Genomic DNA, 20,732 nt, shown 5'->3' with positions numbered 1-20,732 from the left:
CTTTCAGGTCGGTGAATCAGACTCGGACTATGAAAGAGGTGATTGGGTGAAGACCGTGAAATCAGATGACGCAACCCGTATAGTAAAACAGATCAATGAGACCCGGCGTAGCGAGCACTTTCGCAATCCAGATCGTCCGGACGCGATGTTCGTGCGCCCGCGCCGCGGTGGTCAGGATCCCGAGGTCATCAAGGCACAGACACGCCTCCGCACCGCGCACTGGCGAAATCAGCAGGACCGTCGTGGTGCGCCGACCACGTATCAGATCGGCATGTCCGTCATTGCGGCCCTGGTGACGTCGAGGATCGGCGATATCACCGAAGCCGACCGCGGACTCGTCGGAGCGATGCTGAAGGACCTGCAGGCCCGGGGATTCAGCATCGATGAGACGAAGGCCGTTCTCCGCAAGTTACGCCATCGCATGGGCCACATTCGGGATCCCGAGCAATCCGCAGCGGGTCGACGATAGGTAGCCATTGCATAAGCGCTGCTTGAGAGCCCACGTGCCGAAAGTTGCTCACTGGCGCATCCCGCAATTGCTCGATCAGCCAAGCAAAGAATTGCTCCGCAGTTTCAAGTTCGCCGTCTGAGCGGCTGCTACTTGCGACCTCCGCAAAGAGCTCCAGCATGACGTCTCCGATACGTGCGGGTTCGTAAGCGAGTGCGATCTCCGTCAATTTATTCAGCACAGCTGGCGAGATAGCATCCGCTGTCGGGAGCAATTTCTTGTTAATGAAATCGCGATGATGGCATCGCCAGTCGCGCCACATCATCCGGCTGTATTCCGGCGAAAATCTTTCCGGCGGCAACCCGTCGACGCGACGCTGGTCGAGTTCGATCGCAATCGACAACCGCTTTAGAAAATCCTTGACGTCTTGGAGTACTAGCGTCTTGGTCATTATCGTCGCACCTGGTTTCGATCCGGCTCAGCTCACGTATCGCAGCTTTAGCCTCAATCCTTGGAGAGAACGATATCGGCTAAAAGCGGCACGCTCAAATGCGATAGGGAAGCTAAGTGCGGTTAGCTTCCCTATCACGGGCTTTTCCTCGATTTTATTTCTGAAATCATTGACACCGTGCTCGCCTCCGCGACGGTGGAAAGCGGATCGTAGGGTCCGCCCTCAACGCTGCGTATCGCAAACGATCACCAGCTCGTCCCTCGGAAGTGGCGACAAGTCTCTTCTTATTGTGCGCCTTGCGAAGATTCTCAGCACTATCCATCAGGCTTGAGGCATCGGCCATGCACGCGCGGCGGCTGGTAGCGTCTCCCATACACGTATCATATGCCCCGTCGAGGTCGTCGCCATTTTGCGCATGGCGTTGCTTCGGTGCAACTTCACCGTAACCTCGCTGATGCCGAGATCGAATGCGATCTGCTTGTTCAGACGGCCGCTCATCACTTGCTGAAGCACTTCCCGCTCACGTGGTGTCAGCGTCGCCAATTTGTCGACGTTGCGCTTAATTTCGGCCGATTGTTCCCGCTGGACGCGGTCCCTTGCGATAGCTGTATGTACAACGTCAAGCAAAGTCTGATCACGCACCGGCTTAGTTAGAAAATCGATGGCGCCGGCCTTCATCGCCTGGACCGTCATCGGAATATCTCCATATCCGGTGAGAAAGATGATCGGTCTGGGATCGCCGCTGCGCCCCAGGTGTTCTTGAAGATCAAGCCCGCTCGCACCGGGCATTCGCACATCGACAATCAAACAACTTGGCCTGTCGGGCGCACCCGCATCAAGGAATGCCCGTGTCGATGCATAGCAAATCGCTTCGATACCTGCGGAAATGACGAGTTCGGTCAACGCTTCGCGAACGGAAGCATCATCATCGACGATGATGACCAGCGGCTCGTCCGAACCATGCTCCTTCAGTTGTTCCCGTTGCAAAAGCGAACGATTACTCATGGTCCGTTCCTCTATTTGTTTGTGCTCCGACCGCCTCGTCGATGGCTGAAAGCAATGCGGCGCCGTCGAACGGCTTGCGGAAGAAGCCCGTGATGCCTTTCGCCCGCGTTTGATCAGCGATCTCGTGACGTCCGGTGATGAGAAAGACCGGAAGACCGGGGCGGCGGCGCATGACGATGTTCCGCAACTGCAGGCCATCGACGTTTGGAAGCCCGATGTCGGTAATCAACACATCCACGTCGGACAGGTCGCATGCGAGGAGTGCCTCCGCCGATGAGAAACAACACACGGCGTATCCGGCCGATTCCAGAAGATCTTCCAACGATTCGGTCACTCTTGGATCGTCGTCGACAACGGCAATGGCGGGTCTTCGTCTATGCACGATCGCTTTCCTCCGCTCGCCTTAAATTGGTGAGCGGGATCTCCAACCTTTGAGCTATCCGCACGAGATCGGCGAGCGATGTGGCCCCCATTTTCTGCATGACGTTTCTTCGGTGGATCTGCAGAGTGACCTCGCTGATTCCCAGTTGGGCGGCCGCCTGCTTATTCAAAAGGCCGCTCACGACCAGCGGCAGGACGTCTCGTTCGCGCGGCGTGAGATCGAGATAACGCTGTTTAAGCAGCGACATTTCGCTGCGGACGGTGCGATCGGCCCGATCCTGCAAAATCGCAGACCGAATTGCGTTCATAACGTCAGCATCGCTGAACGGCTTGGTCAGAAAATCCAGGGCGCCGTTTTTGATGGCCCGCACCGATGACGGGATATCCCCGTACCCGGTGATGAAGACGATCGGCGGATGCCCGTGCTCTGCTATCTGCCCTTGCAGATCGAGGCCGCTGATATCCGGTAATTCCACGTCAAGAAGGAGACATGCAGGCATGTCAGGCTTGTCCGCATGCATGTAATCGCCGCCTGAGCTGAATGCCATCGCAATAATGCCGTACGAAGCGAGCAGCTCCACGAGAGCCTCGCGTATCCGTGCGTCGTCATCTACGACGAAGACGATGCAATCTTCATCCATCACGCGAACGTCCTCGACCTGACCGGCAACGAAAATGCAAATGTCGCTCCTTGTGACTTGTTTTCCACCCACAAATTTCCACCATGCGCATCGATGATTGACCGGCAAATGGAAAGTCCCATGCCCATGCCCTGCTCCTTCGTGGAGAAAAACGGCTGGAACACCTTTTCCGGAAACTCCACGCCGGAGCCAAGATCATTCACCGAGATCTCGACCGTATCGACGCCCTGACAACTGACGCGCACGTGAATGACTTTGTCGCCAGCGGCAGTATCCATCGCATCGATGCCGTTGCGAATGAGATTGGTCAGAACCTGCTGAATCTGAACGCGATCAATCGCGACGGGCGGCACTTCAGCTTCGACATCAACGGCAATTCGCGTATGCCGACGCGCAGCCTCTTCTGCGATCAGGTCGCAAACTTCCGCAATCACATGCCTCAGCTCTGACATATTTCGTTTCTCGCCCGACTGTCTGAACAAGGCACGGATCCGACTGACGACATCGGCGGCACCGTTGGCGTCCCGGATGACCCGCTCGACGGTCCGATGGGCGCGCTCGATATTCGGCGGTGATGCCGTAAGCCAACGCTGGCATGCATGAGAATTGGCAACGATCGCCGCAAGCGGCTGATTGACCTCATGTGCGATGGACGCTGACAACTCGGCCAGACTTGCGGCCTGGCTCGCGCGCGCAAGCTTCTCCTGTGCCTGACGCAACTCTTCTTGCGCGCGCATCTCGCCGTCGATATCGAGACAAATAACGTTCCACTGCACGATGGCGCCGGCAGCATCGCGCATCGGTCCGGCTCGGGTCTCGACCCAACGATATTCGCCGTCGAAGCGTCGCAGGCGATGACGCCTTGCATATGGCTCGCCCGTAGCGAGCGAATGCGCATACCTTTCCTTTACGCCCTGCAAATCGTTCGGGTGAACGCCGGCATCCAAAGTGGCATCCAGCCGAGACGGCTCTCCATCCAGTAAGTCGAGATCGTATCCGAGAAATTCCCGAAGCTGCTTGCTGCGATAGATCGGCTCACCATCGGGCGTCGCACAGTCGATCATCGCCGGCAAGGTCTCTACCAGTTGGCGCAACGAACGTTCACTCTGCAGCAGCGCTTCGTGTGCCTGGACCTGATCGTCGATATCGACGCATACGGCATACCACTGCAGAACTTCATCGTTCTCGCCGCGCGAAGGTTCTACGCGGACCTCACTCCAGCGATGAGAACCGTCGCTTCGAAGCTGCGGATAGCGCATCATACACGGAACGCCTGTCGCGAATGCGTCCATGAACGCACTCCGGGCATCCGCTCTGTAATCCGGATGGATTGTGCAGAATGTCGGCATACCGTCCGGCCCGGTCGCGTCTTCGAGCGTGGTACCAGTCACATCCATGAAGCGCTTATTGACGAAGACGGGCTGACCTTCAGGCGTGGTGCTCCAGATCATGGCTGGGACGGCATCGACCAGCAATTGTAGCTGCCGCTCGCTTTGTTCCAGCGCGTGCTGCGCGATCACCTGATCATGAATATCGATGCTCTGTCCGTACCAGTTGATGATCGTACCGCTCTGGTCTCGCAGCGGTTCAGCGCGGGTCTCCGTCCAGTGGTAAGCGCCATTGGCACGGATCTGGCGATAGCGCCGGACATAGGGTTCACCGGTATCACGAGAGCGCTTGAAAGCCGCCATCGCGCCCTCGGCATCGTCCGGGTGAAGGATGATGTCCAAGCGCAACGATCCATCATGCGCCGTGACGTCCGCGATCGTCGCTCCGGTCATCTGCATGAAGCGCTTGTTGACGTAAGTCGGCGTGCCGTCCGAAGCCGTGCTCCAGATTGCCGCCGGAACGGCGTCGGTGAGTTGCTGCAATTGCCGCTTGTTGTGCTGGAGCGTCTGCTCTGCGACTTTCCTCTCCTCGATATCGATCATCGTGCCATACCAGCCGGCTTGCCGGCCCTTGTGGTCACGCGACAGCGAGCCGTACAGCCTGAACCATCGATAAACACCGTCGTGACGACGGATGCGCAATTCCGTATCGAAAGGAATGCTCAAAGCCAGCGACTCTCGCCGCTTGTCCATCAGGCCGCTGTAGTCGTCGGGATGTATGATCTGGCGCCATGCTGCGTTGTCGAGCAGATGGAACAGCCCGCTAGTGGCAGGCTGAAGCCCGGTATACGCGAAGGTACCCGCGCTGACATAGGTCGCATGACCGTCGGGACTGGCCGACCAGGTATAAGCCGGCATGCTTCCCACGATGCGCATTGCTTCCACCGCATCCGCGCCGAAAATCGTCGATACCTTTATTTCGATGATCTCCCCGATGCATAGGGCCAAGGCAGAAAACGCGGTCCATTGGAGGATGCGATCCTGCTCGCCACTGGCAACAGATGTTGCAACCACGACCGATCCCAGAAGAGCGATGATCCAGGCTGCCCGGAGCCACCATACGGCCCGGCCAGGCAAATAGAGGTAGATCGCGGCGACCGGCGCCAGCAGCCCGAATGGCTCATTCATGAACCAGCACAACAAGATGCCGACTGTCGAAGCCATGATCGCGGGCAGCCAATACTGCCGGGAACGCTCTGCCGTCATGTTCGGATGCTCCTCCTGAGAGAACCTGACACTTACCGGCGCCTTGTCTGGCAGTCTTTCGAAAACGTCTGCCCGGTACACTCGGTAGCGACTTTAGCCGCACCACTGGCCGGCCGCACCCCATGGAAATCCATGTATTGCCAGGCCAGTTGCGGGCCGCTGAGCCGGATTTGCGACCTCGTGGCCTGTCGTCACCGCGATATCGAGGGCATCAAGTCGCTCGCCATCACCCCAGCCGGATGATCGTTCCGCTGGCACCATTGAGCAGCCGCCGCAGATGGAAGTTCGCCAACGAATCTTCGGGATAAGCCCCAACCAACGCCGCGAAAGCTGGCAGCGCGGCAGCGTCGCCGGCCTCGAGCTGGCGGAACGCGGCAGCATATTTTGCCGTGGCCGAATCACCGAATTGATCGGGCGATAGTGGCTCGTGCGTCCGCAAAGCCTCGCTCCGGCCGCGCAAAACGAGATCGCCGATCGGCCGCCCCCGAAAGGCGCCTGCGGCGCTCGCAGCAACGTCGCTGACACAGATTCGCGTTCCCAGCGCCTTGTTTGCGCCTTCGAGTCGGGCAGCTGTATTGATCGTATCGCCATAGGCCGTGTAGTCGAAGAAGCGCTCACCGCCGAAATTGCCAACCAGTGCCGGCCCCGCATGGACACCAATGCGTGTCGCGCCAAAAGCGATACCTTTTCGCTTCCATCGTCCACGAAACGTCTCGGCCCAGCGATCCAGTGCCAGCGCGCAGGCTATGGCGCGTGCGGCGTAGTCCGCCTGCTCCCCCGGAGCGTTGAATAGGACCTGTATGGCATCGCCGATCACCTTGGCGACCGTTCCCTCGTGATTGAAGACCACTTCGGTCAGCCCGCCGACATATTCTTTGAGCAGTTCCGCAAGCTGCTCTGGCACCACCATCTCGACCAGCGATGTAAAGCCCGTGATATCGGTAAAGATGATTCCGACCTGACGCCAATGCACAGCCATGCCGTTCTCGCCGCCTGCCGCAAGTCGCCTGGCCAGTTCGGGAGAAAAATAGCGGGACAGTGAGGCATGCGCACGCTCCGCGTCGGTTTGGCGGCGATGCGCTTCGCGCAAGACCTCTACATGACGAAGCGTCTTCAGGATCGTGGCCTCCAGATCGGAGAAATCGATCGGTTTGGTCAGGAAATCGAACGCACCACGATTCATTGCGGTCCGTATATTGCCCATATCGCCATAGGCCGAGACGACGATCGCGGATTTGCGGTCGTCTCGCTCCTGCAATTTCTGCAGCAGCGACAGTCCGTCCATGCGCGGCATATTGATGTCGAGGACGACGAGATCGATATGAGGATGCCGGTCGATGGCACGGAGCGCCTCGATGCCATCATGCGCGAATAGAAAATCGATGAGCCCGTCACGGCGCTGGCGACGGAATTTACGCAGAACGAGGGTTTCCAGATCTGGCTCGTCATCGACCATGAGGACCGTAGCCGTCATGCCGCGACTTCCAGCCTCGCCTCGATCTCGCGGCGAAGCCAGCCAAAGTCGATCGGCTTGGTCAACAGATCGTCTACGCCGCGCTCCAGTGCGGTACTGCGTGTCTGACTGTCTCCATAGGCGGAAATCATGATGACGGGAACATCAGGCCGGCGCGCGCGCGGCCGCTCGATCCCGCTCCCCGTCGACGCGGCCGGAAAGGAGACACGGATCTCCTCGTCACCGTCCGGGCTTCCGGCCGTACATGCGGCGAGATAAAGCATATCGCCCACCATCCGCGTGACGAGTGCCGATTGGCCGCCGAGTAGCCTCTGCGCACTGCCGGAAATGACATCGAAAACCGGCTGCACATCGGTCGGCGACCTGGCGATGACGTTGAGAATTTCGGTGGTGGCGGCCTGCCGTTCGAGCGCCATCGCGAGTTCGCGCCGCAAACGTGCGTTCTCGATGCACGCGGACGGCACCTCCCCGTCCATCCATTGGTCCTTCGTCATTTGGCACAACGCTTATTGAGGCCGACGCAGCAGGAGCGTCTCATTATGCGTCAATCGATTGCTGCCAGGCCAGGCAGAGGCCACCATCGACCGCCTGGCCTGTCATCCCTGTCGCGGCAGGCCGGCGAGCCGGATAAGCCATTCCGCCACGTCTTCGGGTTTCGCGCGCATGGTTTGCGATCCATCGACGTAGCCCTTTAGGGTTCCGATATGAGCAGGGCCGCGCCTGCGGCCCTGCTTCGACGTGCCGTCAGTAATCCCACCAAGTCGGGACCCAGCGATAGAAGTCGCCGGCGACCGCTACCCGGCCAATCGACGGGAACGGCATGTGGGTGGCCACCAGCCATGAGCCGGTCTCCGCCAGTTCCCGCATGAGCCGGAGACGGACACGGGTCGCCTCTTCGGGATCGTGTTCGAAGCCGTTGTGCCATTCGGGGTGATCGAACGAGACGGGGAATATCGCATCGCCAGCGAACATCAGCCGATCGCCATTGGACTCGACGCGGACCACGCTATGCCCGGGGGTGTGACCGCCCGTGCGCGTGACCATCACACCTGGCGCCACCTCGCCATCTTCCTCGAACGGCAGCAATCGGTCGCGGTATTCGTCCAGGAACCGTTTGGCCGCACTCCGGGCCAGCTCAGCGAGCACCGGCGGCATGCCGGTGCGGGAGAAATCAGGCGACGCCCAGAACTTGACCTCGGCGGCGGCTACGTGGATTCGCAGGTCCGGACGCAGCTGCTCCTTCACCCCGTCGACGAGCAGTCCGCCAACGTGGTCAAAGTGCATGTGCGTCAGCACAACGTCGGTCACCGACCCGAGATCGATGCCGGCATTCTTCAGGCGCAGGCCCAACTGCCCGGCCCGCGGAAAGTCCGGGTATTCCATTCCCAGCCCGCTGTCGATGAGGATGGTTTGGTCTCCGGTACGCACCACGACCTCGTTCAGCGCCCAATCGAAGGCATCCCGCGACAGGAACCTGTCGTCCAGCCAGGCCGCCCGGGCGGCCGGGTCGGCGTTGGTCGCCATCGACTCGGCTGGCGGCGTTAGCACGCCATCGCTAATCACCAGCACTTCAATCTCGCCGACTCGTAGCGCATAGCGTGACGGCACCAACTCGTCGGGCACCGTTCGGCCCTGTTGAGAGGTGTTGCTCGAGTTTTTATTGGATCCCTGCGGGGTCGTCTGATTCATCTGCTTCATCTTTGATATCTCCTGCCTCTCAGCGACGTTGGATTTGGCTGTGTTGTCCAAGGATCGCGCCTCCCAAGCGGGAAGCGTCTAATCGTTTATCGGTCAGAGATTGGTCACATGCTCCGGATCGGCCGCTGCGAGCGCCGCGGCGCGCTCAGCGCGCGGCGGATAAATCCACACGGTGTTGATTTCGTGCTTGGTCTTCTTGGCCACGTCGCCGACCATCTCCACCTTTCGATCCCAGCCGCGCGTGAACAGCGCGCCCGCCGCGCCGAGATCGAGGCAAGTGACATAAGCCTTCTGGTGATATGGCTTCGTCGCCACACCGAGCAATTCGGCGGCGGCATTGTTGCCCGCAAAGGCGCCCATCCGCGTTGCGTGCTGGCACGACATCAGCGCGTAGTTGCCGACGTCATCACATGCCGCCCTCGCGGCATCGCCAGTCGCAAAGACGCCAGGTACCGACAGCACGTGCAGGTCACGGTCGACGAACAGACGGCCAAAACTGTCGCGCCCGGCGGGGATCTGCGCGGTCAACGGCGCGGCACGCATGCCGGCGGCCCAGATCACCGTGGCACTCTCGATGTAGTCGCCGTTGGAAAGCGTAACACCGGACCTTTCGAGCGAAGTCACGCCGATACCGAGCCGCCTTTCCACACCGAGCACATGGAGGGCATCCTCGATATGCGGACGCGGACCCGCTCCCATATCGGGTGCGATTGCAGCGTTTCGCTCGACAATGACGACGTGCGGATTTGTATCTCTGCCGAGGATTGCTCGCAGGCGTGCCGGCATTTCGGTCGCCACTTCGATCCCGGTAAAACCGCCACCGGCGACCACCACCGTATCACGCGCCTTCGACCGCGGCTGCTTCGCCAGATCGTGCAAATGCTGATCCAGTGCAATCGCATCGCTCAGCTGATCGACGCTGAAGCCATATTGCGCCAGTCCAGGTATATCGGGACGAAAGAGCTGGCTGCCCGTCGCAATGACGAGCCGATCATAGGCAATGACCTGCTCCGCGCGTCCGGCCGCCGTGATCTTGACAGCGCGGACCTTGGTATCGACCGTCTCCACGCTGCCCTGCAGATAGACGACGTCGATCGCCTTCAGTACGTCCTGCAGCGGCGCCGTCAGCGTTTCGGGATTCGCTTCGTAGAGACGGGGACGTACGACAAGCGTCGGCTCCGGAGAGACGAGCACGATTTCTAGCATCTCAGGCGCGACGCCCTGGATGTCGCGCAGGCGCGCGGCTGAGAGCGCGGCATACATACCGGCAAAGCCGGCGCCGACAATGACGATTCGCATGATGAAAATTCCTTGATTTGGACTACAGGCGCAGCGGTTAGGCCGAGATGAACTTCAGAATGTCGGCATTGACGATGTCTGCGTGCGTCGTGCAGAGCCCGTGCGGCAGACCGTCATAGATCTTCAGCACACTGTGCTTAAGGAGCTTCGCCGAGAGCCGCGCGGAATCCGCAACGGGCACGATCTGGTCCTCGCTGCCATGGAGAACCAGCGTCGGGACCGTTATGTTCTTCAGGTCATCGCTGAAATCTGTCTCGGAGAACGCCTTGATGCATTCGTAGTGGGCCTTGGCGCTGCCCATCATGCCCTGCCGCCACCAGTTCCAGATCACCGCCTGCAACGGCTTGGCGCCCGGTCGGTTGTAGCCGTAGAAAGGTCCGCTCGCGAATTCCAGATAGAATTGGGATCGACTTGCCGCGAGCTGTTGCCGCAGTCCATCAAACACTTCTATCGGCAGACCGCCCGGATTGGCTTTTGTCTTCACCATCAATGGCGGCACCGCACCGATCAGTACCAACTTGGCAACACGACCGTTGCCGAATCGCGCAACATAACGCGTCGCCTCACCGCCCCCGGTGGAATGGCCGACATGGATAGCGTTGCGAAGGTCGAGATGTGAGGCGAGCGCCGCGACATCGGCCGCATAGTGGTCCATGTCCTGACCGTCGATTGCCTGGCTGGAACGGCCATGGCCACGACGATCGTGGGCGATCACACGATAACCTTTGCTCAGAAAAAAGAGCATCTGGTTCTCCCAGTCGTCGGACGATAGCGGCCAACCATGATGAAAAACGATTGGCTGCGCGGTTTTTGCACCCCAGTCCCGATAAAAAATCTGTGCGCCATCATTCGTCATGATCGACGACGTCAGATTTGCCGTGTCCGTCGTGTGAGAAAGCATGTCTGTTTCCTTTCCTGCCGCCGCGGAGGAGCGGACGGTCATCGATGCCGCATATATCAGTGTGGTGGCGAGCAGCTTCCGCCGCGAAAATCTTGCAAGACGGCTGATCGAGCTCTTCCAGGTCATTCGTTCGTCTCCGTTTGAGTGAGGCCACGCAGTGCGTGAACGCCTCCAACATGATGCGGTCAGCAGCGCAGCGGTATCGTTCTGCGGATCAGCGCGCATGGCGTTACGAATAGTTCGACCTGTTCTTCAGGATAGGTTCGGCAGCGCAATGCCGCGCCCTAAACTCCTCGCCATCTGAAGCGAGCAACCTATGCCGAGGTATTGCCGACCCTATTCGCCAGCCCAGTCGATCATGGATACGGCCCGACATAGCGTCGTCGGCGCCGCGACCTGCGCGGCGATCAACAGGAGATAGACATGAGCCCAGATGTTGCTTCGCGCCCGGTTCGATCGGAGCCGGAAGAGCTGGTCCCGTCGCGCTACGCAGTGAAGATCGGCGAGATCGACGTGCTGGTGATCAGCGATGGAGTGCTTCCGCTTCCAACCACCATGTTAGGTCATAATGCCGACCCCAAAGCCCGTGCTGCCTGGATGCACCACATGTTCTTGCCGCCAGACGCTTTCGATTGGGCGCTCAATGCCGTCGTGGTGCGTAGCGGCGGCAAGACCATCCTCGTCGATGCAGGCTTGGGATCCGACCCCGATTTGAACCTGCCGCGAGCCGGACAGTTGATCAAACGAGTGGAGAGTGCCGGCATCGATCTCGCGTCGGTCACCGACATTGTGCTGACGCACATGCACATGGATCACATTGGTGGCCTGCTCGTCCCCGGTATCAAGGATCAGCTTCGCTCCGATGTCCAGATCCACGTGGCGGCGACCGAGGTCAGTTTCTGGGACGCTCCGGATTTCTCCCGCACGGCCATGCCGCCGGGCTTCCCGGATGCACTGCGGGCAACTGCCAAGCGGTTCGCCAAGGAGTATCACAACCAGCTGCGGCAATTTGACGAGGAATACGAGGTCGCTCCGGGTGTGATCGTCCGTCGCACCGGTGGCCATACGCCCGGACACAGTATCGTCCGCGTGGCTTCAGGCAAAGACGCTCTTACCTTCGCCGGCGACGCCGTGTTTACAGTCGGATTCGATCATCCCGACTGGTTCAATGGCTTCGAACACGATCCCGAAGAGGCAGCCCGCGTTCGCACGCGCTTGTTGAAAGAGCTGGCAGCTACCGAGGAATTACTGGTGGCCACGCACATGCCATTTCCGTCCGTCGGACGCGTGGCGATCGATGGCGATGTTTTCCGATGGGTGCCGGTGTACTGGGATTACTAACGCTTGCTGGGTTAGGGCAGCGCCCCGTTCTGCCGATAATATCTACGGCGTCGACGGGGCCTGCCTGAACCACAACCACCATCCAGAGAAAGATAGGCGACGCGGCACGCCGAGCGACAGCGAATGGAAACCTTATGAAGATCGTCATTGTCGGCGGCACCGGCCTGATCGGTTCAAAAACAGCCGCCCACCTTCGCCAGCAAGGCCATGAAGTCATCGCTGCCGCACCGAGCACCGGCGTCAATACGATCACCGGCGAGGGTCTTGCCGAGGCGCTCGCCGGTGCCTCGGTCGTTGTCGACCTCGCAAACTCGTCGTCCTTCGAGGACAAGGCCGCGCTCGAATTCTTTGAGACATCGGGCCGCAATCTGATGGCGGCGGAAAAGGCCGCCGGCGTAAAGCATCACATCGCGTTGTCCATCATTGGCGTCGATCGCCTGCCCGATAGCGGCTATATGCGCGCCAAGGCTGTCCAGGAAAGGATCATCCGGGAATCCGGCATTCCCTATACGATCGTCCACTCGACGCAATTCATGGAATTCCTCGGCGGCATCGTCCAGTCCGGCACGGCTGGAGACACAGTACATCTGTCGCCCGCCTATGTGCAGCCCATTGCCTCCGACGATGTTGTTGACAATATAGCGGCGGTTGCGACGGCAGCGCCGATCAATGGCGTTGTGGAGATTTCAGGCCCCGAGCGTGTCCGGCTGAACGAACTCGTTGTCCGTTACCTGAAGGCAATGGGCGATACTCGCAAGGTCGAGGCAGACCCGGAGGCGCGATATTTTGGCGCAAAGCTAGAAGATGGCTCGCTTGTTTCCGACAACAATCCACGCCTCGGCCGAATCACTTTCGAGGAGTGGTTCGCGACCTCTACCCGCAAATGAATGAATATCGAGGCGCCGCCAAGCGCGCCGCACCGTCCAATCGTCGATAAAGGAGCTTCGACATGATCAAACCGATTCTCGCCATTGCTATGACCGCTCTTTTGCTTACGGCGGCCTCCGCCCATGACGTCGGCGACAAGGACGCCAAGGTCACGCTTGTCTATGAGCATGCGCTGCCGAACGTTCCAGGTAAGAGCATCAAGAGTGTTCTCGTGGAGTATGGTCCCGGTGGTTTCTCGGCGGCTCACACTCATCCAAGTTCGTCGTTTATCTACGCGACGGTCTTGGAGGGGGCAATTCGCAGCCAAGTCAACGATGGGCCAATAAAGGTCTATAAGGCCGGTGAAAGCTTCTCCGAGATGCCGGGCGATCGCCACGGCGTTAGTGAGAATGCCAGCAAGACGGAGCCTGCGAAACTGCTCGCGGTTTTTGTCCTCGACTCGGCCCAGCAGGAATTGACGTTTCCGATCAAGAGATAAGTGACAGGCCGGCACGCTATCCGATGCCCGGCCGTTCTTCGACGTGATCAACCGTTATCGGTGAATTCCTGCCATGTTTGGCGATGACCACTTCTTGCCACTCGCTCTGATCAACGTCCTAGGAGTTGCGGGTATCGTCATATGGCACGTTCAGGGCAGCAAGCGTCCGACAGGCCGCCTGGTCGTGCAGATCCTGTTCTTCATCGGGATGAGCCTCGTGCTCTACATGGGGGGCATCGCTCCGCAGCAGCCCGATGACATCTACAGGCAGGGTTTTGCCGCGTTGCTCTCCAAATCGGCTAGAGTTTTATGGTGGACTCATCTCGCCTGGACGATCATCGGCTGCATCCACATCTACGTCAGACTCAATCGCAAGCCGCGAGAAGCGCACCTCATCTTGGACATGGCCGTCGCCGTTATCTATCTCGGCGTGGCGCTGTCGGTGATGGGTTTCGTCTTCGGGATGCCGATCGCCACGTTGGTGACAACCTCGGGCGTCGTTGCCGTGATCCTGGGTCTGGCTTTGCAGAATACGCTCGGCGATGTCTTTTCCGGCATCGCGCTGACGCTCGGCAAAGCCTATACCATCGGCGACTGGGTCCAATTGAGCGACGGCACTGCGGGTCGTGTTACCGAGACCAACTGGCGCTCCACCAATCTGCTGACCGGCGCTAACAACATCGTCATGCTGCCAAACAGCATGCTGGCGAGGCAGGGATTGACCAGTCTCAGCCGCCCTGACGAAACGCATCAGATCACTTTGAGCGTGCGCTTCGCCGCCGGGCAAAGGCCGCGCTTTGTCGAAGACGTCATGCGGTCCGTGTTGCAGGCCAGTACCCGGATCGTCAAGGATCCGCCGCCGGCCATTGCCCTAAAAACCATCGACGCGATTGCAATCGAAGTGGAGCTGCAGTTCCGTGTCGCCAGTCTCGCTATGGGGATGTCCGCCAAAAACGAGATCATTGACCTTATCCACGGCCAATGCGGAATAAGAGGTCTTTCGCTGGCCATCCCCGCCGAAAGCCTCGTACACGTGCCGGTGACAACCAGCCGTGAGTCTTTCGCTCCGAGTGCTGGAGCGAGCTCATCCGGCACGCTTTAGTATTCACTCGAAAGTATGCTTCTTCCACATGGCCGGAAGCGTTTCCCGCGACAGTGTCTTCCCAATATTCGCTAGCGTGACGCTACGCAGTTTCTGTTCGTCAGCCTCCACGTGATGCGAGCCACAGCGCAAGGGCCACTATTGCAATAACCCTTCGGGCGACGCGGATCGTTGGCGCGGATATTGGTGCAAACGAAGGTCCGCGATTTGCCTTCCACGATTTCGAGAAAGGTCAGATCCGCCCCTACGGGGATTATTTTAGTCACTCGTTTGATCCGCCCCTGCATGGCATAGCAGTCACGCGGATGCGACCTACAGAGTGCGAAAAAAATTCACGCGGTAGCCCGTGTCGCGCGACGGGGGCTGGTACCGGTCACGCGACGGAAGGCGACGCCAAAGGCGCTCTCTGAAGCGTAGCCGAGTTCCGCCGCAATCACCGCTACCGAGGCTCCGGGCCGTGCGAGCGCCCGCTGGGCTAACACCATCCGCCAGTGCAGCAGATAATCAATGGGCGCGCGGCCCACGGCAGCGCGGAACCGGGCCGCGAATTGGGAGCGCGACAGATGGCTGATCGCGGCAAGATTCTCCAGCCGCCAATCATGCCCCGGTGTGCGGTGGATCGCCACGATCGCCGGGCCGATACGTGGATCGGACAGCGCGGCAAGCCAACCCCCGCTTTCTCTTTCGGGCAGTGCCCGCAGAAGCTCGATGAAGACCATCTGCATGATCTGAGCAGTCATCGCCGCACCACCGGGGGCACCGGCGCGACTCTCCTCCTCCAATCGGTCGAGAAGCCAACCGATTCGCCCCGCCGCCGCGCTATCCGCAGGGATAACCGTCACCGGTGGTAAGGCCTCGATCAGCAGAGTAGCAGCGGGCGGCAGCTCCATCCTTCCGCCGAGGCAGCGGAACTCCAGTCCGACGTCTGCGTCCAGCCGTGCGAAGGGCAGCGTCTCACAGCCGACAAAGACATCTTCGGCCGGGCGCGGTGGGCATAACAGGTCAGTAGCCATTACGAAGGGGAGTCCCGGCGCGACCAGAAAGCAATCACCTGCACGCAGATGCCAACGCTGCCCCGAGGCTTCCAGCCAGCATTCGCCGTACCTGATCGCATTGCATTTCAAGGTAGGCAGCGAACCCACGCGGACAGCCCATCCACCGCTAGCCTCCAGCCCGGTGGAGGCCGCGGTCTGAACGCCGGCAAAGGTCAAAATCTGGGAAAGCGGGTCACCTGGTACAGACATCGGATGATCTCAACAAAAAGCAGGATAATCCAACATAGATCATCTGGGGTGTTCGCACTATCCAAGCGAGCAACCACTAGGAGAATGCCATGAACCCAATGCAGAACCCCCTGAACACCCCCTTCACCCCATTCACCACCGCCGAAGAGGTTGCGCATGGTGCCCACCTTTCGGGCAAGACCGTCATCGTCACCGGCGGGGCCTCAGGCTTGGGGCTTGAGACCGTGCGTGTGCTGGCTGATCTCGGCGCACACATCATCGTGCCAGCCCGCAACACTTCCACCGCTCGCGCGTCATTGGCGAGCATCACCAACGTGGAGGTGGCGGAGATGGATCTGATCGACCCGGCCTCGGTTCGCATCTTTGCCGAAAGGTTCGTAGCCACCGGCGCACCACTGCATTTGCTGATCCTCAGCGCAGGCATCATGACGCCGCCTCTCTTCCGCGACTCCAAGGGGCGCGAAGGCCAGTTCGCCACTAATCACCTTGGCCATTTCCGACTGACCGCCACGCTGTGGCCAGCGCTGAAATTGGCAGGTGGAGCGCGAGTGGTCGTTCTGTCCTCGCGCGCTCACCAATTGCCGGGATTCGACCTGACCGATCTAGATTTCGCGCGCCGGCCTTACGACAAGGTGGCTGCCTACGCGCAATCGAAGGCCGCCAACGCGCTTTTTGCCTTGGCTCTGGATATACGGGGGCAAAACTACGGTATTCGCGCCTTTTCGGTGCACCCCGGCTCGGTTTTCGGCAATCTGACAAAGCATGCCAGCCGCGAGGAACTAGAGGCTTATGGGATACTCAATCCTGACGGCACTCCGCAGATAGATCCGGCCCAGGACAAAAAGAACTTCGCGCAAGGCGCAGCAACAACGGTTTGGTGTGCGACCGCACCGGAACTGGACGGATTAGGTGGGGTGTATTGCGAAGACTGCGACATAGCCTACGTCGAAGCCGAGGGCGGCTTCGGTGTTCGCCCGTATGCTGTGAACCCAGACTTAGCTGAAGCACTCTGGACCGAAAGTGTTCGCCTGACAGGTATCGACGTGCAAGGCTGATCCTGTATGCCCGAACCTAGCCGTCGCTACCGTCAAGGACGGCACGGTCTCGCCCACGACGAGCGGGTCCGCCACTAACGTGCGACCCGCTTCTAGTTCATGTCGAAGTTTTTCTTTAAACGTCGTGAGCCGGAGGACAGCAATCAACGTAAAATCCTGACGGAGCGCTCAACAAGCGCCACTTCACCGACGGCGAGCTCGCCATGGCTACTCGTGGATCTACGCGGACGATGCGCGTAAGATCGGTGACAAACTTCCTTCGAAGCGGCTTGGTCCATAAAACTCTCGCGAGAAGGGCGCGGCTATGGCGACGCGCCAAGAGCTTTCGAGATCGCGTTGGGTGCCGCCTGTTCCCTTAAGGGAGATTCGCGGATCGCCCGAGATGAAGCAGCCGCGCATGCGACGCTCGACGACTGCTGGATCGTCATCGGCTGCCCACGTTCGGGAACGAGGAAAATCGCCGCCATATGCCTACAGCGAAGAAGGCGTGGGTCAACAAGCGCGCACGAATTCTTGATTACAGCAGCCTGCAATCATACCCGTGGATAGGTTTCGACCGCTTCTAAGTCCGGCTAGGCTGGTCACACGATCTGCCTGTCGGATCGCGCGGATTCTAGAGGTACCGACGGTCGTCGGCCCGTGATCCATGGAGCAGATACATGCAGCTTAGTCGAAGGGGCTTCATCAAACTGACCGGAGCGGGTCTCGCCGCTTCCAGCTTGGGGGCGCTCGGATTTGGGCCCGCGGGTGAGGCGATGGCTGCCGCCGTTAGGCCGTTCAAACTCGTAGCGGCGACAGAAACCCGAAACACCTGCACCTACTGCTCTGTCGCTTGCGGCATTTTGATCTACAGCATGGGCGACCGCGCCAAGAATGCTCGCTCCAACATCATTCACATTGAGGGCGATCCGGATCACCCGGTCAATCGCGGCACGCTGTGCCCCAAAGGGGCGGGCCTGCTTGATGTGGTCCACGCCCCTACTCGCCTCAAGACACCGCGATATCGTGCACCGGGCGCCAGTGAGTTCAAGGAAGTGTCTTGGGAGTTCGCACTCGGCCGCATCGCGCGGCTGATGAAGGACGACCGCGACAAAAACTTCATCGACAAGAACAAGGCCGGGACGACGGTGAACCGCTGGACCACCACCGGGATGCTGGCTGCGTCGGCCTCGTCCAGCGAGACGGCCTATCTAACCTGGAAGGTTGCCAGGTCACTCGGCATGGTGGTCTTCGACAATCAGGCGCGCGTCTGACACGGACCGACGGTGGCCAGTTTGGCTCCGACATTCGGTCGTGGTGCGATGACGAACACCTGGCAAGACATCAAGAATGCCAATCTCGTCGTAGTGATGGGCGGCAATGCCGCCGAAGCGCATCCGTGCGGGTTCAAGTGGGTGATCGAGGCCAAGATCGAGAATTCCGCGAAGCTCGTGGTCATCGATCCGCGCTTCACGCGCACGGCTTCCGTCGCTGACAAGTACGCGCCTATCAGGCCGGGCACCGACATTGCCTTCCTCAGCGGCGTTATTCGGTACCTGTTGGCGAACGACAGGATTCAGCACGAATACGTGCGGGCGTACACGAACGCGGGCATGATCGTGAAGGAGGAATTCGGCTTCGTCGACGGACTTTTCAGCGGCTACAACGAGGACACGCACAGTTACGACAAATCGAGCTGGGAGTACGAATTCGACGAGCAGGGTTTCGCGAAGGTCGACGAAACCTGGCAGCATCCGCGTTGCGTCATCAATCTGCTGCGCAAGCACGTTGATCGCTATACGCCGGAGATGGTAACGCGCATCTGCGGCACGCCGATCGAAAAATATATGGAGATCTGCGAACTGTTCGCGTCGACGTCCGCGCCGGACAAGGCGATGACGAGTCTTTTCGCGCTGGGCTGGACACAGCATTCGGTCGGCGCCCAGAACATCCGCTCAATGGCGATGATCCAGCTTCTGCTGGGCAACATCGGCGTTGCCGGCGGCGGCATGAATGCCTTGCGAGGCCATTCGAACATCCAGGGGCTGACGGACGTCGGCCTCCTGTCCAATGCGATGCCCGGCTATCTGACGCTGCCGTATGACAGAGAGGACACCTTCGAGACGTATATGAGCACGAAGCAGTTCAAACCGCTTCGTCCGGGTCAGATCAGCTACTGGCAGAACTACCGAAAGTTCATGGTCTCCTTCCAGAAGGCGATCTACGGCGACGCCGCGACCGCCGAGAATAACTGGGCCTACGACTGGCTGCCGAAGCTGGACGTTCCGCTCTACGACATCATCCGTGCGTTCGAGATGATGGATAAGGGCGAGATGACGGGTTACATCTGCCAGGGCTTCAACCCACTGCAGGCATTCCCCGATCGCGGTAAGATCCGCCGCTCGCTCGGCAAGCTCAAGTACCTGATCACGATGGATCCGCTCGATACGGAGACGTCGCGATTCTGGGAGGATTTCGGTCCGCAGAATCCATCGAAGCCCGAGGACATTCAGACAGAGGTCTTCCAGTTGCCGACGACGTGCTTCGCCGAGGAGAACGGCTCGCTGGTGAATTCCGCGCGCTGGCTCCAATGGCACTGGAAGGCGGCCGAAGCTCCAGGCATGGCGAAGTCGGACATCTGGATCATGAGCGGCATCTTCCACCGCATGCGGGAGATGTACCGCAAGGAAGGCGGCGCCTTCCCCGATCCGCTCCTTCATCTGAGCTGGAATTATACCGACCCGCACGATCCCGATCCGGAGGAACTGTCTAAGGACATGAATGGCCGGGCACTGGTCGATCTGAAGGATGCGAGCGGCGCTGTGACCGTCCATGCCGGCAAGCTGCTCGACGGCTTTGCGCAGCTACGAGACGACGGCACCACGGCATCGGGCTGCTGGATCTTCACCGGTAGCTTCACCGAGAAAGGCAACCAGATGGCCCGCCGCGATGCGAGCGATCCTCGGGAGCAAGGCATAGCGCCGAACTGGGCCTGGGCCTGGCCGGCGAATCGCCGCATTCTCTACAATCGTGCGAGTGCGGACCCAGCAGGAAAAGCCTGGAATCCAGGGAAGCCAGTTATCGAGTGGAACGGCACTCAATGGACGGGCATCGACGTGCCGGACTACACGCCGACCACGAAACCATCCGATTCCGTCGGACCCTTCATCATGAATGCGGAAGGCCTCGGACGACTGTTTGCTCGCGATCAGATGGCGGAGGGTCCCTTCCCCGAGCATTACGAGCCTTTCGAATCTCCCTCGGAGAACATCCTGCATCCGAAGGTGAAATCGAATCCCGCTGCGCGCGTCTTCGCAGACGATCGTGCCGCGATGGGCAAGGTCGCCGACTTCCCCTACGTCGCGACGACCTATCGTCTAACCGAGCACTTCCACTTCTGGACGAAGCACGCGCTCATCAACGCGATCCTTCAACCTGAAGAATTCATCGAGATCGGCGAAGTGCTGGCCAAGCAGAAAGGTATCGTTCAAGGCGGATGGGTGAAGGTCTCATCGAAGCGGGGCTGGGTCACCTGCAAGGCCTACGTCACCAAGCGCATAAAGCCCCTGATCGTCGACGGCAAGCCGACGCATGTCATCGGCGTACCCCTACATTGGGGGTTCACGGGCCAAGCCCGCAAGGGCTTCGGCGCAAATACGCTGACGCCGTCTGTCGGTGACGCGAACACGCAGACTCCCGAATTCAAGGCATTCCTCGTCAACATCGAACGCGCCACCGGCCCGGCAGTCTGAA

At 59.8% G+C, this 20,732-nt stretch carries 17 protein-coding genes and 1 pseudogene; 7 read left to right on the top strand and 11 right to left on the bottom strand.

The window, feature by feature from the left end:
• The first annotated feature begins 55 nt into the window (after positions 1 to 55).
• Positions 56 to 469: a hypothetical protein gene (locus AB8A33_RS03485; RefSeq protein WP_439091432.1), complete on the top strand. Its 414-nt coding sequence runs from the start codon at positions 56 to 58 to the stop codon at positions 467 to 469.
• A gap of 751 nt (positions 470 to 1,220) precedes the next feature.
• Here AB8A33_RS03485 and AB8A33_RS03480 read toward each other — a convergent pair.
• From AB8A33_RS03480 to AB8A33_RS03435, 10 genes and pseudogenes are all read right to left on the bottom strand, one after another.
• Positions 1,221 to 1,904, bottom strand: a complete 684-nt coding sequence (locus AB8A33_RS03480) for a response regulator transcription factor (RefSeq protein ID WP_175369119.1) — start codon at positions 1,902 to 1,904, stop codon at positions 1,221 to 1,223.
• Positions 1,897 to 2,286, bottom strand: a complete 390-nt coding sequence (locus AB8A33_RS03475; protein WP_439091431.1) for a response regulator transcription factor — start codon at positions 2,284 to 2,286, stop codon at positions 1,897 to 1,899. The genes AB8A33_RS03480 and AB8A33_RS03475 overlap by 8 nt, the downstream gene beginning before the upstream one ends.
• Positions 2,279 to 2,926, bottom strand: a complete 648-nt coding sequence (locus tag AB8A33_RS03470; protein ID WP_439095845.1) for a response regulator transcription factor — start codon at positions 2,924 to 2,926, stop codon at positions 2,279 to 2,281. Before AB8A33_RS03470 ends, AB8A33_RS03475 begins: the two co-directional genes overlap by 8 nt.
• A complete protein-coding gene (locus AB8A33_RS03465) occupies positions 2,926 to 4,797 on the bottom strand; it encodes a PAS domain-containing protein (protein ID WP_439095844.1) in 1,872 nt (623 codons plus the stop codon). Before AB8A33_RS03465 ends, AB8A33_RS03470 begins: the two co-directional genes overlap by 1 nt.
• 30 nt (positions 4,798 to 4,827) lie before the next feature.
• A pseudogene (locus tag AB8A33_RS03460) lies at positions 4,828 to 5,172 on the bottom strand (PAS domain-containing protein); the annotation flags it as partial.
• Positions 5,173 to 5,746: 574 nt separating this feature from the next.
• Complete coding sequence (locus AB8A33_RS03455; protein WP_439091430.1) at positions 5,747 to 6,994, bottom strand: adenylate/guanylate cyclase domain-containing protein; 1,248 nt, start codon at positions 6,992 to 6,994, stop codon at positions 5,747 to 5,749.
• Positions 6,991 to 7,470: a response regulator gene (locus AB8A33_RS03450; protein ID WP_439091429.1), complete on the bottom strand. Its 480-nt coding sequence runs from the start codon at positions 7,468 to 7,470 to the stop codon at positions 6,991 to 6,993. The genes AB8A33_RS03455 and AB8A33_RS03450 overlap by 4 nt, the downstream gene beginning before the upstream one ends.
• 268 nt (positions 7,471 to 7,738) lie before the next feature.
• Positions 7,739 to 8,692, bottom strand: coding sequence for an MBL fold metallo-hydrolase (locus AB8A33_RS03445; RefSeq protein WP_439091428.1), 954 nt, complete (start codon positions 8,690 to 8,692; stop codon positions 7,739 to 7,741).
• A gap of 93 nt (positions 8,693 to 8,785) precedes the next feature.
• Entirely contained in the window at positions 8,786 to 9,991 is a 1,206-nt protein-coding gene (locus tag AB8A33_RS03440; RefSeq protein WP_439091427.1) for an NAD(P)/FAD-dependent oxidoreductase, read from the bottom strand.
• 37 nt (positions 9,992 to 10,028) lie between these two features.
• Entirely contained in the window at positions 10,029 to 10,892 is an 864-nt protein-coding gene (locus tag AB8A33_RS03435; protein WP_439095843.1) for an alpha/beta fold hydrolase, read from the bottom strand.
• 423 nt (positions 10,893 to 11,315) lie between these two features.
• On the opposite strand from AB8A33_RS03435, the gene AB8A33_RS03430 reads away from it, so the two are divergent.
• The 4 genes from AB8A33_RS03430 to AB8A33_RS03415 all read left to right on the top strand — a co-directional run bounded on the left by AB8A33_RS03430 (position 11,316) and on the right by AB8A33_RS03415 (position 14,701).
• Positions 11,316 to 12,233, top strand: a complete 918-nt coding sequence (locus AB8A33_RS03430) for an MBL fold metallo-hydrolase (RefSeq protein ID WP_439091426.1) — start codon at positions 11,316 to 11,318, stop codon at positions 12,231 to 12,233.
• A 134-nt stretch (positions 12,234 to 12,367) separates the two neighbouring features.
• Entirely contained in the window at positions 12,368 to 13,120 is a 753-nt protein-coding gene (locus AB8A33_RS03425; protein ID WP_439091425.1) for an SDR family oxidoreductase, read from the top strand.
• Positions 13,121 to 13,182: 62 nt separating this feature from the next.
• Entirely contained in the window at positions 13,183 to 13,599 is a 417-nt protein-coding gene (locus tag AB8A33_RS03420; RefSeq protein ID WP_175365549.1) for a cupin domain-containing protein, read from the top strand.
• 73 nt (positions 13,600 to 13,672) lie between these two features.
• On the top strand, positions 13,673 to 14,701 hold the full coding sequence (locus tag AB8A33_RS03415) for a mechanosensitive ion channel family protein (protein WP_175365550.1): 1,029 nt from the start codon (positions 13,673 to 13,675) through the stop codon (positions 14,699 to 14,701).
• Between the two features lie 332 nt (positions 14,702 to 15,033).
• On the opposite strand, the gene AB8A33_RS03410 is transcribed toward AB8A33_RS03415, so the two are convergent.
• Positions 15,034 to 15,945, bottom strand: a complete 912-nt coding sequence (locus AB8A33_RS03410; RefSeq protein WP_439091424.1) for an AraC family transcriptional regulator — start codon at positions 15,943 to 15,945, stop codon at positions 15,034 to 15,036.
• 89 nt (positions 15,946 to 16,034) lie between these two features.
• Here AB8A33_RS03410 and AB8A33_RS03405 point away from each other — a divergent pair, with 89 nt between their 5' ends.
• Both AB8A33_RS03405 and fdnG read left to right on the top strand, forming a co-directional pair.
• Positions 16,035 to 17,000 (top strand): SDR family NAD(P)-dependent oxidoreductase, encoded by a 966-nt coding sequence (locus AB8A33_RS03405; RefSeq protein ID WP_439091423.1) that lies wholly within the window; start codon positions 16,035 to 16,037, stop codon positions 16,998 to 17,000.
• Positions 17,001 to 17,659: 659 nt separating this feature from the next.
• Positions 17,660 to 20,731: a formate dehydrogenase-N subunit alpha gene (fdnG, locus tag AB8A33_RS03400; protein ID WP_175365553.1), complete on the top strand. Its 3,072-nt coding sequence runs from the start codon at positions 17,660 to 17,662 to the stop codon at positions 20,729 to 20,731.
• Position 20,732 lies beyond the last annotated feature (1 nt).

This window comes from Tardiphaga sp. 813_E8_N1_3 (genome assembly GCF_051811025.1).
Classification (GTDB): domain Bacteria; phylum Pseudomonadota; class Alphaproteobacteria; order Rhizobiales; family Xanthobacteraceae; genus Tardiphaga.
This window is presented reverse-complemented; position numbering and strand designations above follow the sequence as displayed.